Raw genomic sequence first — 16,129 nt, 5'->3', positions numbered from 1 at the left:
TGGCAGCTTTCTTTGGTCATGACCTCTGGCACAACTTTGTGCTGTTAGATGAAACAAGAGGGCCCCACATGGTGGGGCCCTTCTTGCATTTGTGTGCAGAACACCCCGGTTATCAGGAGCTTTGCTCTGCGCTGGCATCTGTGGCGGCCACGACTGTGTTGCGGCGGCGCAGCAGGCGAACCAGCGGGGGCAGGGCGATCACCACGATCGCCAGCACCAGCAGGGTCTGGCTGATGCTGCTGCTCCACAGGATGGCGGTGTCGCCATTGCTGATGGAGAGGGCACGGCGCAGGTTCTGCTCCAGCATTTCACCCAGCACGAAGCCCAGAATGAGCGGTGACATGGGGAAGTGCATTTTACGCAGCAGGTAGCCAAAGACCCCGAGGCCCACCATCAGCAGCAGGTCAAAGGTGGTGCTGTGCACCGCATAGACCCCCACTGCCGAGACGCTGGCGATGGCGGGCACCAGAAACCAGAGCGGGATAGAGAGCATGCGGGTGAAAATACCCACCATGGGGATGTTCATCACCAGCAGCATGACGTTGGCCAGCAAGAGGGCGGCGATCAATCCCCACACCACATCGGGTTGTTCGGTGAACATGGTGGGGCCCGGGGTGATGTTGTAGAGGGTCAGCGCCCCCATCATCACCGCCGTGGTGCCCGACCCCGGCACCCCCAGGGTGAGCATGGGGATAAAGGAGCCGCAGGCTGACGCATTGTTGGCCGCCTCTGGCGCTGCCACGCCGCGAATATCCCCTTCGCCGAATTTGGCATTGGGCCCCGCCAGCCGCTTCTCGCTCATGTAGGTGATGGCGCTCGCAATGGTGGCGCCGGCGCCCGGCAGAATGCCGACGAAAAAGCCGATGGTGGAGGAGCGCAGCATGGTGCCGGTGCAATAGACCAGCTCCTTGAAGTTGAACAGCATCCGCCCGGTGGTGCGCACCAGCTTGCCGCCACCGCTGGTGTGCTCCAGCATCAGCAGGATCTCGCTCACCGAGAAGAGGCCGATCACCACCACGATAAACTGCACCCCGTCCGAGAGGTGCACGCTGTCGAAGGTGAAGCGATAGATGCCGGTGTTGGCATCCACCCCGACGGTAGCGAGCCCGAGCCCAATCAGCGCCGCCATAAAGGATTTGAGCGGGTTCTGGCTCATCATGCTGCCAAGGCAGGCGATGGCGAACACCATCAGGGCGAAATATTCCGCCGGCCCAAAGGCGAGCGACCAGCGCGCCAGCGCCGGGGCGAACAGAATGATCCCCCCGATGGCGAGCATGGAGCCGACAAAGGAGCTGACCGCCGAGATGGAGAGGGCCACTCCCGCCTTGCCCTGCTGGGCCATGGGGTAGCCATCCAGCGCGGTCATGATGGCGGCGGCATCTCCCGGTACGTTGAGCAGGATCGAGGAGATCCGCCCGCCATATTCGCAACCGATATAGACGGTGGCGAGCAGAATAAGCGCCGATTCGGGGGGCAGTTTCAGGGCAAAGGCAAGCGGCAACAGGATGGCGACGCCGTTGATGGGGCCAAGGCCCGGCAGCAGACCGACCACAGTGCCGACAAAGCAGCCGATCAGGGCAATCACCAGATTCTCCGGGGTGAGTGCCACCGCAAAGCCCTGGGAGAGGTACATCCAGGTATCCATATTGACTCCTTAAGAGAACCAGACGCCGAGGGGCAGGGTGACATCCAGCAGCCTGTCAAAGGCGAAATAGAGCACCAGCCCGCCGACGATGCCGGAGAGCAGGGCGGCTTTGGCCGAGGCGCCAAACAGGCGCCCCAGCACAAAGGTGAGCAGGGCGGTAGCCAGTGGGAATCCCAGCCACTCGAAGCTGGCGCCGTAACCGGCCAGTGCCGCCACCATGATGGCGAGGTGGCGCAGGGTACGCAGCGGCGGCCAGCTGACGGTGTCCGGCTGGCGGCGCAGCAGGAGCAGGGCGCAGAGTGCCATCAGGCCGAGGATCCCGAGCGGAAAGGGACGTGGCCCCAGCGGCTCATAGCTGTATTCGCTCTGGTACTGCCAGGCGAGGGAGGCCCCCGCCAGACAGAGCAGCAGCCAGATGGCGGCGAAGATGCGATCGCTCATGGCTGCGGCTCCTATTTGGCCAGACCGAAGGCCTTGGCCTGCTCGCGATATTGCGCCACCTGGGTCTTGACGTAGCTGTCGAGGGCATCCCCGGTCAGGTCAAACTCGAACAGGCCGCGCAGATCCCGCTGCGCCTTGAAGGTGTCGGTCTTCACCAGCTGATCGAAGGTCTCTTTCCACCACTGGTATTCGCTGTCGCTCACCTTGGGGCCGACATAGAAGCCGCGGATCACCGGCCATTCCAGGTCATAACCCTGCTCCCTGGCGGTAGGAATGGTGGCCAGCTTGCCGGGCAGCCGCTCTTTGGCGAACACCGCCAGCACCCGCAGCTTGTCGCCACCGATATAGGGCACCATCTCGCTCAGATCGCCGGAGACCGCCTGCACATGGTTGCCCAGCAGTGCAGTGACCGGCTCGCCGCCCCCTTCAAAGGCGACGTAGCGCATCTTGTGCGGATCAACGCCCGCCTGCTTGGCCAGCAGCGCCGTCTTCATCCAGTCCTGACTGCCGATGGAAGCTCCCGCCCCGATGACCACGCTGTTGGGGTCGTTTGCCATGGCATTCACCAGATCCTTGAGGTTCTGATAGGGGGCATCATGGCGCACCGCGATCATGCCGTAGTCGGTACCCACCGCCGCCAGCCAGCGCACATCATCCACCCCGTAACGGCCAAATTTCCCCTGGGAGAGGTTGAGCAGGGAGCCACCGGAGAAGGCGACCACAGTCCCCGCTTCGGCAGGGCGCTGCGCCACGATGGCGTTGTAGGCCACGGCACCGACCCCGCCCGGCATATAGGTGACCCGCATCGGTTTGTCGATGGTGCCTGTCTCCTGCAGGCTCACCTGCAGCAGCTTGCAGGTAAGATCGAAACCACCGCCCGGTTTGGCCGGTGCGATACATTCGGTACGGCTCGGGGCGGTGACACTCTCGGCCGCCTGCAGCGGCAGGGCGCCGAGCAGGGTCAGCAGGGCGAGGGCATGACGTGTGCGTTGCTTCATGGTTGTGTGCTCCATCTTGTCGTTGTTTTTTCTCGGTGTGACTCCGTCGATGGACGAAGTGATGCGAAATTGTTAAAACAACAACCTTTCATTCACCTTTCAATCGCTGACCAATTGGCGGGAGTGTGACCGTGATCGCACCTTGTTCCGCTCAGGCAGAGTGAATGGATGCAGTTGCAGCACTGTGGTTGCACGCCGTCGTTAAGAACAAGGGGATAGGGATGCGCTTGCTGTTGGCAGAAGACAATCACGAACTGGCCCACTGGTTGTCGCGGGCGCTCACCAGCGCCGGTTTCGCAGTGGATTGGGTGGCTGACGGCGCCCGGGCCGATCATCTGCTGCGCCACGAAAAGTACGCGCTGGCGGTGCTCGATATCGAGATGCCCAAGCTCGACGGGCTGGCGGTACTCGGCCGGTTGCGCAGCCGGGGGCAGGGGGTGCCGGTGCTGCTGCTCACCGCCCGCGGCGCGGTGGAGGAGCGGATCTGCGGCCTCAATGCCGGTGCCGATGACTATCTGGCCAAGCCATTCGATCTGGGGGAGCTGGATGCCCGGCTGCGGGCCCTGCTGCGGCGCAGCGAAAGTGGCGGCGCCGAGCTGCGACTGGGACGCCTGACCCTGCACCCCGACGGCTATTTTCTGCTGGCCGATGCCCGGCTGGCTCTGACTCCGCGCGAGCAGGCGCTGCTGACCGCGCTGATGTACCGCCACGGGCGCCCCGTCGCCAAAGGGCAGCTGTTCGAGCAGGTGTTCAATCTCGATGACGAGGTAGGGCTCGACAGCATCGATCTCTATATCCACCGGCTGCGCAAAAAGCTGGTGGGTAGCGGGGTGGTGATCACCACCCTGCGCGGGCTGGGCTATCTGCTGGAAGCGGCGCCGGAGGCCTCCCATTAGTCGCTCCCTGCTCCATCAGCTGCTGCTGTTTCTGGGGGGCCCCCTGCTGATCCTCTGGGCCGCCTCAGCCTGGTACAGCTACTACGGTGCGCTGGCGGCGGCCACCTCGGCCTATGATCGCACCCTGCTCGCTTCGGCCCGCACCGTCGCCGAGCGGCTGACGGCAAACGATGGTGTTCTCAAGGTGGATGTGCCCTACGTGGTGCTCGACAGCTTCGAGCGCAACATGCGCGATCGCCTCTTCTATCAGGTGCGCGGCATCGACGATGGGGTCATCTCCGGCTTTGATGACCTGCCCCCCATGCCTGTTGGTACGCCGCTGACCGACCGCTATCCGGCGCTCGCCTACTTCTATGACGAAATTTATCAGGAGGCGCCAATCCGCGCCGTGATGCTGCTGCAACCGGTAGGCGAGGGGGGCGTCACCGGCATGGCCCGCATCACGGTGGCGGAGACCCTGCTCGGCCGCCAGCAACTGGCACAGCAGCTGCTCTGGTCGGCCGTGCTGACCCAGGGGGCGCTGGTGGTGCTTACCCTGCTGCTCGCTTATCTGTTGCTCAAGCGGCTGCTCACCCCGATGCGTCGTTTATCGCGGGAGATCCTGCTCCGCGATGCCGCCACGCTCGCCCCCTTGCCGGATCTGCTCCCCTGGCAGGAGACCCGGCCGCTGGTGCAGGCGTTCAATCGCCAGCTGGCCCGCTTGCGTCAGCTGGTGGCCCGGCAGGAACGTTTCAGTGCTGATGCCGCCCATCAGCTGCGCACCCCGCTCACCATCCTGAAAACCCAGGTTGAGGTAGCGCGCGGCAGTGGCGATCCCGCCCTGATGAGCGAAAGTCTCGATGCCATGGCAGTGCGGCTCGATCACACCATCGCCCTGACCGAGCGGCTCCTGCTGCTGGCCCGGCTCAAATCGGACGAGTGCTCCGGGCTGCGCCTGCGGGATCCCATCGAATTGACGGCGCTGGTGCAGCAGGCCTGTCTGTCACGGTTGCCGCAGGCCCGCAGCAAGGGGATCGATCTCGGTTACGAGGGGGAGGTGTCCGCTATCATGGTGGCGGGGGAGCCGCTGCTGCTCGGGGAGCTGTGTGCCAACCTGCTCGACAACGCCATCAAATACACCCCGCCCCACGGCACTGTGACGGCGCGGGTGGTGCGAAGCAACGGGCAGATCTGGCTGGAGGTAGAGGATAGCGGCCCCGGCATTGCTCCCGAGCTGGCAGAGCGGGTCTGGCAGCCGTTTCAGCGCCTCGAGCAGGGGAGCGAACAGCCGGGGGCGGGGCTGGGTCTGGCGCTGGTACGCGATATCGCCCACTACCATCACGGCGAGGTGGTGCTGCTGCCTGCCACTCAGCTGGGGGGCTTGCTGGCGAGGCTGGTCTTGCCGCTGGCAAAATAGTGAAGGTGATACAAAAAGAGAGGGCACCTCGCGGTGCCCTGTTTATCTACACATAAGATGGCGTTGGGTTGTCAGCTGCGGATCTTGTTGAAGACAAACAGGACGATAAGGGCACCCACGGTGGCGATGGCAATGCTCGAAATATTGAAGCCGGTCACCGAGCCCAGACCCAGCAGGGTGCCCACATAGCCGCCGACCATGGCGCCGACAATCCCCAGCAGGGCGGTCATGAAGAAGCCACCACCGTCGCGGCCCGGCATGATCCACTTGGCCAGCATGCCAACCAGCAATCCCAAAATAATCCAGGTGATGAAACCCATGAGTTACTCCTCTCTGTTTATGTGAGGGGCACATTATAGGGATGCGGCTGGCGATGCGAAGGGCTCCAACCCCTTGGCTGGTCACAAGCTGTCGGACTTGTTATGACGCAGGAGGTATATCACTGAGCTTGCTCTCAATTGGCAACGCACTGACGCCGCTTTTGCAAGTTGCATTGCATTATGGTGAACCCGGGAGTGACCGCCGGGGCTTATTTAGCGTTTTGACAATAAATAACCGAAACAAGCCCGGAAAATGGCTGGCATGGTGTTTGCTCGTTGGAAAACAGGAGCTTGGCACTCTGCTACGGGTGTCCTGCTGACAGGACTTCTTCCATTTGCCACCACATGAGGTGACGCCATGGCCATTGCACAAGGACTCTTGCACAACAACACCTTCGAGCTGAAAGAGGCTGCTATCGCCTCGCACAAACCGGTGAGAGGGAGCTCCGTCAAGTGGATGATGATCAAGGGGGGCATACTGGTGGCGGTGCCGCTGCTGGTGGCCTCTGTGGTCTCCATCTGGAGTAGTCAAACCCAGCTGCGAGCCCAGGAGAAGGTTGACCTCCTGGAGCGTGCTCAATCGACCTTCCAGGCAACCCGATTTGATCTGGTGCAGATCCAGCAGTTTCTGACCGATGCCTCGGTGACCGGCGATACCGAAGAGGGGATCGCCGAGGCAGCTACCTATCGTGATGATGCGTTGAAAAATCTCGATACACTGGCTCGTACCCTGCCGGATCTCACCGACGAGATCCTGCCAATGCAGGACGTGGTCAGGCAGCTGCAGGAGAGAGGGATCGTCATGGTCAACGCCTATGTCCAGAAGGGGCGGGAGGCAGGCAACGCCATCATGACCAGTCCGGACGGGTTTGATGCCATGGTCGAGAATGGCGCCGGGAAGCTCGATCGCATCTCCCACGAGCTTGACGGTCGTATAGCCAGCGCCATCGCCAGTCGGGACGAGGCCAAGGCCCTGTCACTCTGGATAAGCCTCGGGGCCGGGCTGGTCTCCCTGCTCTTTGTAGCAATGGCCTACCTGCTCCAGTACCGCCATCTGATGCGCACTCTGGGGGGCGAGCCGGACTATGCCGCCCGGGTCGCTGCCGAGATCGCTGCCGGCAACCTGACCGTCAGGATCGAGACCCGCTTTGGTGGCAACAGCGTACTGGGCACCATGCGCATGATGGCCGAGCAGCTTAGCGGTCATATGCGCCAGATTGACCTGCGTACCCGCCAACTGGCTCAATCTTCCTATCAGATCTCCGATATCTCCAGAACCATCACGGATGCGGCCCAGACCGAGCAGCACCACTCCGGTGAGGTGAGCCGGGCCAGCAACGATCTCTCCTGCGCGGCCGAGGCGGTATCGGGTCTGGCCGCTCAGGTCGGGCAGCAGGCCGAACTGGCCTACCAGAGTGCCAACAACAGCACCCGGGTGATGAGCGAGAATATCGAGGAGATGCGCCGCGCCGTGACCGAAGCGCAGCAGGCCGAGCAGAAGACTCGCCAGCTGAGCGAGGCAAGCCAGAAGATCCAGGTGATCACCCAGTCCATCACTGCCATCACCGAGCAGACCAACCTGCTGGCCCTCAACGCTGCCATCGAAGCGGCCCGTGCCGGTGAACATGGTCGCGGTTTTGCGGTGGTGGCTGACGAGGTGCGCAAGCTGGCCAACCATGCCGGACAGGCGACCAAAGAGATCAACGGAATTGTCACCACCCTGAGCCAGCTTATCGGCGAGAACGAAACCACGGTGAAGAGCGTGATTGCCCGCACCCACCTCACCATGGACAAGGCCCACGAGGCGAGCCAGTCCATCAATGGCTTGATGGGCGAGATTGAGCGCAGCGTCGGGGCCGCCGACCAGATCCGTACCACCAGTGACGAACAGATGCACAAGCTCGCCTCTCTCAATACCCATCTGCACGATCTGCTGCACGCCCTCTCCGAGAATACCGAGAAGGTACAGACCACCGGGATCATCAGCCGCACCCTGTACGAAGAGTCGAGCCAGCTGCGCGATATCATGGAGCAGTTCCGCTTCGAGGCGGCCAGCAGCGTCGATCGCGCCGAACACGAGCTGCGCGGCGCCCCCCGTATGTATCAGCACATGATGGTGAAGGTCGAGGCCGCTGGCGGCTTCCATGAATCGATTACCGAGGACTTCAGCGTGACCGGTCTGCGCCTGCGTACCGTACAGTCCCTCGAATTACCCAAAAAAGCGCAAGTCGAGCTCAAGATCTACACCCCCAAACCCTCCATCGACCTCTATCGCAACCAGACACCGCTGGCTGTGACCGCCAGAGTGATGTGGTCGAAACAGGAGGCGGAAGGCGAGGTCTACGGGCTGGAGTTCATCAACGTGACACCTGCCATTCGCAGCAATCTGGAGGCCTGCTTCAAGCACTATGCGCTGGAGCCCAACTTCAGCCGCTAACACAACCTCGGCGTGCAGCGTTTCGGGGGGGCACCGGTAGAGCTGCCGCAACAAAACAACAAGGGGCGCGTCACTGCTGACGCGCCCCTCTCTTTACGGATGCCTTGTGAACCTGCTGTCAGCTCGCGGCTGCCAGCGGCCTTGTCTCCAGCAACTGCTCACCGGGGCGGCAGACCAGCACCGAGCCCTGCTCGAACCAGTCTCCCAGCACGATACGGCGGGCTGGCGCGCCATCGAGCTGGAAGTGGTGGATGGCGGGTCTGTGGGTGTGGCCGTGGATCATCACCTTGCAGCCGTGCTGGCGCAGCATCTCGTCAACGGCAGCAGGCGTCACATCCATGATGCGCTGGCTCTTGTGGGCGTTCTCCATCTGGCTTTGGCCACGCATCTTGCGGGCGATGGCCTGACGGCGGGCGAGCGGCAGGCGCAGGAACAGCCAGCGCAGCCACTTGAGCTGGGTGATGCGACGAAACTTCTGATACCCCTCATCCAGGGTGCAGAGCAGATCGCCGTGGCTCAGCACCACCCGCTCACCATAGAGTTCGATCACGCACGGATCCCCCAGCAGGGTGATGCCGGCGCGTTTGGCAAACTCTTGGCCCAGCAGAAAGTCGCGGTTGCCGTGGATAAAGTAGATGGGCACATTCTGCTGGCTCAGGGCCAGAAAGGCGTCGGCCATCTGCTGATGGAGCGGATTGGGGTCATCGTCGCCAATCCAGAACTCGAAGAGATCGCCGAGCACATAGAGGGCATCGGCGCCCACCGCCTCCTTGGCCAGAAAGTGCACCAGCGCGGCGGTCATATCGGGCCGATCGCTGCACAGGTGAATGTCGCTGATAAAGAGGGTGCGCATGGCCGGGGCGTGGCTGCTGGTGGCTGCATCCGCTTCGGGAGTCGCGACAGTCGCGGGCCACACCAGATGAGCCAGACCCTGCCCCTCCAGTGTCAGCAGCGCTGCATAAGGTTCGCCCGCCAGCCCCAGTAACCGGCACATGGCTGCTTCCCCTTTCAATCCCTCTTCAAGGCGCAGGCGCAATACCTCCTGATAGAAAGCATCGCCAAAGCGTTGTAGCAAAGTCGCCATCAGGGTGAGGTGGCGCCAGCCATTCTGCGTCTCGATGGGGGCGGGGGTGACGTAGAGCTCCACCGGCCAGCTGGCCTCGCTCTTGTCGCAATCGCTATCGACACTGTGCTGGTCGAGGCAGGGAAAGGTGCGCTCCAGCAGCCAGACATTGTCGCCTTTGGCGCTTGCCAGCCAACCTTGAGCCTCGAGCCTTGCGGCAAACTCGGCGGGAGCTGGATGCTGGCAGAGGATATCGAGATCGCTGCCCGGCCGATCGAGGCCGATGGCCAGCGTGCTCACCAGCGCCAGATCGGTGCACTGCGCTGCCAGCTCATCCCACAAACCGGCGGTGAGCAGGGCATGGGCCGAGCGCTGGCGCGGGTTGCCGTGGGCCAGATAGTCGAGGCGGCGCCAGTTTGGACTGGCAGTGGGGGAGGCAGATGGAAAAACTGCGGCCGGGGCCGCAGTTTTGTCAGTGCCGAGTCGGCAGAGATCAGTCAGCAAGGGTCACCTTGGTGATCACCACGTCTTCGGTCGGAACGTCCTGGTGGATGCGGCCGTAGTTACCGGTCTTGACGCCCTTGATCTTGTTGACCACGTCCATGCCGGCGGTCACTTCACCGAATACGCAGTAGCCGAAGCCCTGAGTGGTGGCGGATTTGAAGTCGAGGAAGTCGTTGTTGTTCACGTTGATGAAGAACTGGGCGCTGGCAGAGTGCGGCTCCATGGTGCGGGCCATGGCGATGGTGCCGATCTTGTTGGAGAGACCGTTGGCCGCTTCGTTCTTGATGGGAGCGCGGGTGTCTTTCTCTTCAAAGCCCGGGGCATAGCCGCCGCCCTGGATCATGAAGCCGTCGATGACGCGGTGGAAAATGGTGTTGTCGTAGTGACCGTCACGGCAGTATTGCAGGAAGTTGGCCACGGTTTCCGGGGCTTTTTCAGCATTCAGGGTGAGGGTGATGTCGCCGTGATTGGTGTGCAGAGTGACCATGATATGTCCTTTCATTTGATGCGGACGACGAAGTGCCCGCAGGTGTATGGCATAAAGTGGTGGCAATTCTAGCCCATCAGGGGCTGGCGGCATAGTCTCTCTGGCGCCGTAACCGTGCTGGCAGGCGGGATTGGCCACGTTTTCTGCCTCGTTTTCTGCCCCTGAACGGGGTATCATGACCAACCATTTTACTCACAGGCAGTGGTTATAAGATGCTGAAGATATACAACACACTCACTCGTCAAAAAGAAGAATTCAAACCTATCCACCCGGGCAAGGTGGGCATGTATGTGTGTGGTGTCACCATCTACGATCACTGTCATATCGGCCACGGCCGCACCTTCGTCGCCTTTGATGTGGTGGCTCGCTACCTGCGTTACGCCGGTTACGACCTCACCTACGTGCGCAACATCACCGACGTGGATGACAAGATCATCAAGCGTGCCGCCGAGACCCAAGTGACCTGCGACGAGCTGACCGAGCGTCTGATCGGCGACATGCACGCCGACTTCGACGCCCTCGGCATGGTGCGCCCGGATATCGAACCGCGCGCCACCCAGCACATCGAAGAGATCATCGAGCTGGTGCAATCCCTGCTGGAAAAAGAGCACGCCTACGTGGCGGATAACGGCGACGTGATGTTTATCGTCGAATCCTACGCCGACTACGGCAAGCTCTCCGGTCAGGATCTGGAGCAGCTGCAAGCCGGTGCCCGCGTTGACGTGGTCGATGCCAAGCGCAACCCCTTAGACTTCGTGCTGTGGAAGATGTCGAAGCCCGGCGAACCGACCTGGGAAAGCCCCTGGGGCCCGGGTCGTCCTGGCTGGCACATCGAGTGCTCCGCCATGAACTCCAAGCACCTTGGCAACCACTTCGACATCCACGGCGGCGGCTCCGACCTGCAGTTCCCGCACCACGAGAACGAGATCGCCCAGTCCTGCTGCGCCCACGGTGGCGACTACGTCAACACCTGGATGCACAGCGGCATGGTGATGGTGGATAAAGAGAAGATGTCCAAATCCCTTGGCAACTTCTTCACCATCCGCGACGTGCTGGCCCACTACGACGCCGAAACCGTCCGTTACTTCCTGATGTCTGGCCACTACCGCAGCCAGCTCAACTACTCGGAAGATAACTTGAAGCAAGCCCGCGCCGCGCTGGAGCGCATGTACACCGCCCTGCGCGATCTGCCGGTGGCCGCTGCTGCCGGTGGCGACGAACAGGTGGCGCGCTTCAAAGAGGCGATGGACGACGACTTCAACACCCCGGAAGCCTACTCCGCCCTGTTCGATCTGGTGCGCGAGATCAACCGCCAGAAGGGTGAAGACATGGCCGTTGCCGCCGCGCTGGGCGCCCGTCTGCGCGAGCTGGGCGCCGTGCTCGGCATCCTGCAGCAAGATCCCGAGGCTTTCCTCAAGGGTGACGAAGCGGACGAAGAGGTTGCCGAGATCGAGCGCCTGATCGCCGAGCGCAATCAGGCCCGTGCCGACAAGAACTGGGCTGCGGCGGATGCCGCCCGCAACCGTCTCACCGAGATGGGTATCGTGCTGGAAGACAGCGCCGGCAAGACCAGCTGGCGCCGTGCCTAAGGGCCGCCGGTTGACGATCTGACGCAGAGCGCAGCCCTTGGGCTGCGCTCTTTTTTTCAGGGCCCGGCGCGTTGTTCAAGGCGCGGCCCATGCAAGCGAACATAAGGAAGATGGCACCATGAAGATATCCAGCGGGCCCGTGCTGGCACTGGCCCTCTCTGCGGCGGCCCTGATCGCCCCGGCCCATGCGGGCACCACCACCAGCGGCAAACTCGATCCGGCCGCCAGTGCCCGTGCCAAGGCCAAGGTGGCCCAGTTTCTCGACTGGGAGCGCCAAGTCAAACCGAGCGGCCTCTATCAGAGCGATCTTGGCGGCGCGCTGCCCACTATCGTCTCCCCCGAGCTGCTCTGCCTGCTCAATGCCGCCTCAAAGGCGCGCGAAATAGCCACCCGCGAGGCCCCCGACGAGAAGCCCCCCTTTGTCGAGGGCAACCCCTTCCTGCCCAACGCCTGGGATAACCTGCTGGGCTCGGAGATCCTCTCGTCGCGCGCCATCGCCGGCAGCCGGGATCGCAGCGAGGTCAAGGTGCGCTTCACCTTTGGCGAGCCGGGCACCCCGCTCGACGCCCCCAGCGGCACCTACCGTTTTGTCAGCACCTATCTGGTACTGGACGGGCCGCAAGGCGCCCGCATCACCGATATCGACGCTGGCGGCAGCTGTGATTTCTGCCAATCCGGCAGCCTGCGCGCCGCCCTCTATGAGACGCTCACCGCCTATCCCGCCGCAGGGGGAGAGCAGTGCAAGGGGTTGGGGAAATAGGGTTTTGGCTTGAGAGAGAAAGTGTTTGGGGAATAGAAATAAAAACCGCAGCTCAAGGCTGCGGTTTTTTATTAATTACTTGCCCTTTTTCATATAATTGTTAGAGCGGGTGGATAATGCGTTAGTAATAGTCTTTTGGTACAGGTTGGAATGCAATTTATAGTTCACTGGCTCTCAGATGTATCCACAAGATACAGAGATGCTTTCAAGTTCTCATGAAAGTCTTTGGGAAGTCCAGTCGCCTTATATAAATAGCCTGATGAGGCCATCATAAATTGTTTGACTCGATTTGATTCTCTCAATTTTCTAGATAAATATCGATCGTTCTCTTTAGATTCTTTTGATAAATATCTTAGAGACAACTCCCGACAAGGGATCAGTGCATCACGAAGCTGTGAATGAGCATCAAGAAAACCACGTGAGACAAGAACAAATTCATCCCAGCCTGGTAGTTCTAATTCACCACTTCTTGCACCTGTGGCAACGTGAAATGCATTTTTTAATTCTCTGCGTTGAATGTAACTCTCTCTCCCCCCCCAAATATAATACCTTAGAATGTGCTCGTATGAGGCTTTTGACATGTTTTCATCAAATACATCGGACATTTGAGATGATATTGGAGCCATCACCAATAGAAAACTTAAAATTAGAGATGTGTATATGGCCATATGCTCAGGCTTACTAGGATCAAGCTCTCCTTTAACACTTCTCATTATGCCCAATAATTCTCTTAAGGATTTTACACTATCATTTTCTAGAGGGAGTTTTGCATTGATGTATTCACCGAGGGATTTCAATGCTTCATTTTTGGTAAATGAAGCATAAAATGAATGCCAGCTTGATATATTATATGAATAATAGAACTGATTAAGGTAATTTATATTGGCTGATGTGGCATAAACATCAAAATCTTCCTCCTTAAACAAATGAACATTAATTGTTTTTGCACTTAATCTATGGGCTTCGGATGCTTTTTTATTTAATATTACGTAAGCTTCATCACATCCAGTGTAAGCCATTACACCACTAGCCCAGAAAGCTCTATTAATAGCGCTCATTTTTCCAACTGTTTTACAGTCAAATAAAGTTTTCTTTATTTTACCTCTCCGTGAAACCTCAACCCCTAGAACATCGATATCAGTAATTACGGTTTTTATATCAGTTATTTCTCTGACGTTGTTAACAATAACTTCAAGGTAGGGTAGTACTCCGTTCGCAATACAGTAACGAATCGCTTTCTCTTTTTGCAATATGTCTTTATCTAAGATGGCCATAAATTATACATCCAAATTTAGTAGTAGTTGGTCCATTTCATACTTGGCCTCTTCCGCAATATCAATTTTTTTGCGTTGTCTTAGCATAGAAGAAGAGATAATAGATTGAATGTAACTTTCATCCTTTGAGAAAGCTATCTTAGCATCTTTATTTACTTCTAAAGTTGCCAACTCACCGGTTTCTAGTAACTTTATGGCAATATCTAATGAGTTAAGATTTTCCTCGGTTCTTATGAGAACCAACTTATACATGTTGCTAGTTGTAGGTTGTAATGTACAAACTTTCATGAATACTAAATTTTTATATTGTTCATTGGCTTCAGAGTTACTGTTTAAGTAGCCTTTAGAACGTAAACTTTTTAGTAATGCTACAGGGTATCTAATCCGATACTGGTCAGGCATTAACTGTCCCTTTCTTACACAAGAAACAAGTGCCATAGCACGCTCATATATTTCTCGGTTTGTTGCATTGAGTCTAGTTTTGCCTGGATTTGGAGTGAATACGAATTGTTCAATATGGGAGGTGCCGAATTTGATTGATGGTGGTTTCAAAATACCTTCCGATGCCATTTCTTGTACTAGAGACATTTCGACGGCATCTAGATGCTGACCACCAATTTCCCCATTTTTTAGAAGGATAGATAATGGCCAACCTTGGTTAGCTTTCAACTTGCCAAGTACGTGTGATATTTTTCCAGAACCGGATTTAGCGGTTAGGTCTGCCAAGCCATCCAAGTTATCAGCAAAATAGAATGGACTAAGCAAGATCTCTTTGCCTCTAGCTTTTTTTGTTATTGATAATCCACCTGCCTCACTGTATTTCAAGCATGAGTCAATAATTGACTTATCTGATGATATACTGTTTATTAGTTTTTGTTTATTTTCGGGCTTATTGTACAGTTGATTTAATATCGCAAGCATAGTGAGTTCATTTTCATTTAAATCATCCGTATCTGCATAATCACCTATTATACTATAAATGCTTTTAAAGTGAGGTATCTTAGGTATTATTGATACGATTCTTTTCTTGGCGCTAATAATATCAATGAACTCTAGTTCAGCTAGAATGTTAAGAACACTATCAAGTGCATATGATGGTATTTTAAAATAATGATATGACGCGAGTTTTAGTGTTTCATATTGAATCTCACCTAATCCTCTGATATGGACTGCGAGTGTTGAAGCCATACCAAGCTGTTTCAAATAGTCTAACTCTGGTGTTTCATATTCTCCGAGTGCGCTATGTAAATCATATGAAAATTCAGCAATTTTTTCGCCCTTCATTTTTAATTGTATCCCTCAGTGACTTGAAGTGTTTAATATATATTGAAGATGATTTTAGTCTTACATGAAAAAACTCATGAGTTTTTAAAATTTGTAATTCCTACTCTATGCATGAAATAAGGTTTTTAGAACTGTAGCTTCGATTAGCGAAGCGTAATCGGACGTTCGAAAAATAAGGTGTTATCACGTTGAAATACTCACTATCGGGTCTTCAATATAAAGACGTTTCCCGATAGGGATATCTGCCGCTTGCAGCTGTATTCGCTATGATTTTTTCACCTATGCAACTATGTCGATGGCACTTGTTGCATAGGTGCGACAATCAGCTCTCGCCATGGGGTGGGCGAGGGGCTGGCTCTGAGCTAACAACCCGCCCGATCTTTGTCCCGAATAGGCTGGGGAGTGTTACCGCAGTGCAATGCGCTGCGCTTATTGCACCCTACGCCTGTTAACTGGCTTCGGGGCGGCGGGTTGGCTGTTGCCCCCTGTTGTTCGCCGAGGTGATCCTGTTTGTCCCATACCGTAGGGTGCAATGAACGAAGTGAATTGCACCTCAATTCGACGCGGGTTTGCTTATAGCGTCAGGCTTGGCGGATTGCGCCATGGGCTTCACCTGCAAGGGGTGCGGTTAGCACGGACGATTACGCTTCGCTAATCGACCCTACCGACCCTGCTGGCGAAGTCATGCCAACGGGGTTGGTGACCCCTCACCCTAGCCCTCTCCCGCAAAGGGAGAGGGGATGGTGACCGCGGACGATTACGCTACGCTAATCGACCCTACCGAGCCTGCTGGTGAAGTCATGCCAACGGGGTTGGCGACCCCTCACCCTAGCCCTCTCCCGCAGGGGGAGAGGGGATGGTTACCTTGGTGCAATGCGCTGCGCTTATTGCACCCTACCGCTCACCCGCGGCGTTTTTCAAGATAGTTGTCGCGTAACCCTGTTTTAAGCCGCTTGTTTTTCTTCTGGTTCTGACCGCTCTGGGTTCAGCATCACGGCTCCTATCGGTGTCCAGTTTCGTGTGTTCCCACTCCAT

Annotated in this window: 13 protein-coding genes and 1 pseudogene; 5 read left to right on the top strand and 9 right to left on the bottom strand. The window is 57.7% G+C overall.

Going from position 1 to position 16,129, the window contains the following annotated elements; genetic code table 11:
- Nucleotides 1-112: 112 nt before the first annotated feature.
- From AAHA41_RS02925 to AAHA41_RS02915, 3 genes are read right to left on the bottom strand one after another with little or no spacing between them, the layout of a single operon-like run.
- Nucleotides 113-1,645, bottom strand: coding sequence for a tripartite tricarboxylate transporter permease (locus AAHA41_RS02925; protein ID WP_042031146.1), 1,533 nt, complete (start codon nt 1,643-1,645; stop codon nt 113-115).
- A 9-nt stretch (nt 1,646-1,654) separates the two neighbouring features.
- Nucleotides 1,655-2,086 (bottom strand): tripartite tricarboxylate transporter TctB family protein, encoded by a 432-nt coding sequence (locus AAHA41_RS02920; protein ID WP_041208499.1) that lies wholly within the window; start codon nt 2,084-2,086, stop codon nt 1,655-1,657.
- 11 nt (nt 2,087-2,097) lie between these two features.
- Nucleotides 2,098-3,084: a tripartite tricarboxylate transporter substrate binding protein gene (locus tag AAHA41_RS02915; RefSeq protein WP_323070820.1), complete on the bottom strand. Its 987-nt coding sequence runs from the start codon at nt 3,082-3,084 to the stop codon at nt 2,098-2,100.
- Between the two features lie 221 nt (nt 3,085-3,305).
- On the opposite strand from AAHA41_RS02915, the gene tctD reads away from it, so the two are divergent.
- Nucleotides 3,306-3,980, top strand: coding sequence for a transcriptional regulator TctD (gene tctD / locus AAHA41_RS02910; RefSeq protein ID WP_201929896.1), 675 nt, complete (start codon nt 3,306-3,308; stop codon nt 3,978-3,980).
- Nucleotides 3,976-5,376 (top strand): sensor histidine kinase N-terminal domain-containing protein, encoded by a 1,401-nt coding sequence (locus AAHA41_RS02905; RefSeq protein WP_323070835.1) that lies wholly within the window; start codon nt 3,976-3,978, stop codon nt 5,374-5,376. Before tctD ends, AAHA41_RS02905 begins: the two co-directional genes overlap by 5 nt.
- Before the next feature lie 71 nt (nt 5,377-5,447).
- Here AAHA41_RS02905 and AAHA41_RS02900 read toward each other — a convergent pair whose 3' ends face one another.
- A complete protein-coding gene (locus AAHA41_RS02900; protein ID WP_042031142.1) occupies nt 5,448-5,696 on the bottom strand; it encodes a GlsB/YeaQ/YmgE family stress response membrane protein in 249 nt (82 codons plus the stop codon).
- A 358-nt stretch (nt 5,697-6,054) separates the two neighbouring features.
- Between AAHA41_RS02900 and AAHA41_RS02895 the strand changes: the two genes are divergently transcribed.
- Nucleotides 6,055-8,133 (top strand): methyl-accepting chemotaxis protein, encoded by a 2,079-nt coding sequence (locus AAHA41_RS02895; protein ID WP_323070819.1) that lies wholly within the window; start codon nt 6,055-6,057, stop codon nt 8,131-8,133.
- 118 nt (nt 8,134-8,251) lie between these two features.
- On the opposite strand, the gene lpxH is transcribed toward AAHA41_RS02895, so the two are convergent.
- The 3 genes and pseudogenes from lpxH to AAHA41_RS02880 form a co-directional block, all read right to left on the bottom strand.
- Nucleotides 8,252-8,986, bottom strand: coding sequence for a UDP-2,3-diacylglucosamine diphosphatase (gene lpxH, locus AAHA41_RS02890; protein WP_323070834.1), 735 nt, complete (start codon nt 8,984-8,986; stop codon nt 8,252-8,254).
- Between the two features lie 57 nt (nt 8,987-9,043).
- Nucleotides 9,044-9,700: pseudogene (locus AAHA41_RS02885) on the bottom strand (DUF4269 domain-containing protein); the annotation flags it as partial.
- Complete coding sequence (locus AAHA41_RS02880) at nt 9,690-10,187, bottom strand: peptidylprolyl isomerase (protein ID WP_033115878.1); 498 nt, start codon at nt 10,185-10,187, stop codon at nt 9,690-9,692. The pseudogene AAHA41_RS02885 and the gene AAHA41_RS02880, both read right to left, overlap by 11 nt.
- Before the next feature lie 212 nt (nt 10,188-10,399).
- Here AAHA41_RS02880 and cysS point away from each other — a divergent pair, with 212 nt between their 5' ends.
- Both cysS and AAHA41_RS02870 read left to right on the top strand, forming a co-directional pair.
- Nucleotides 10,400-11,776, top strand: a complete 1,377-nt coding sequence (cysS, locus tag AAHA41_RS02875) for a cysteine--tRNA ligase (RefSeq protein ID WP_041208491.1) — start codon at nt 10,400-10,402, stop codon at nt 11,774-11,776.
- A gap of 118 nt (nt 11,777-11,894) precedes the next feature.
- On the top strand, nt 11,895-12,536 hold the full coding sequence (locus AAHA41_RS02870) for a hypothetical protein (RefSeq protein WP_323070818.1): 642 nt from the start codon (nt 11,895-11,897) through the stop codon (nt 12,534-12,536).
- Nucleotides 12,537-12,700: 164 nt separating this feature from the next.
- Here the strand turns inward: AAHA41_RS02870 and AAHA41_RS02865 are convergent, their stop codons facing one another.
- Together AAHA41_RS02865 and AAHA41_RS02860 are read right to left on the bottom strand one after the other, a co-directional pair.
- Nucleotides 12,701-13,810: a hypothetical protein gene (locus tag AAHA41_RS02865; protein ID WP_323092137.1), complete on the bottom strand. Its 1,110-nt coding sequence runs from the start codon at nt 13,808-13,810 to the stop codon at nt 12,701-12,703.
- Nucleotides 13,811-13,813: 3 nt separating this feature from the next.
- The gene (locus tag AAHA41_RS02860) at nt 13,814-15,094 is read right to left on the bottom strand and encodes a hypothetical protein (protein WP_049045575.1); all 1,281 of its coding nucleotides are present in this window, start codon (nt 15,092-15,094) and stop codon (nt 13,814-13,816) included.
- Nucleotides 15,095-16,129: the final 1,035 nt, after the last annotated feature.

The sequence above is a fragment of the Aeromonas sp. SER genome, from assembly GCF_038739615.1.
Taxonomy (GTDB): domain Bacteria; phylum Pseudomonadota; class Gammaproteobacteria; order Enterobacterales; family Aeromonadaceae; genus Aeromonas; species Aeromonas jandaei.
Note: the sequence above shows the minus strand (reverse complement) of the source record. Positions and strands in the feature narration are given on the sequence as shown.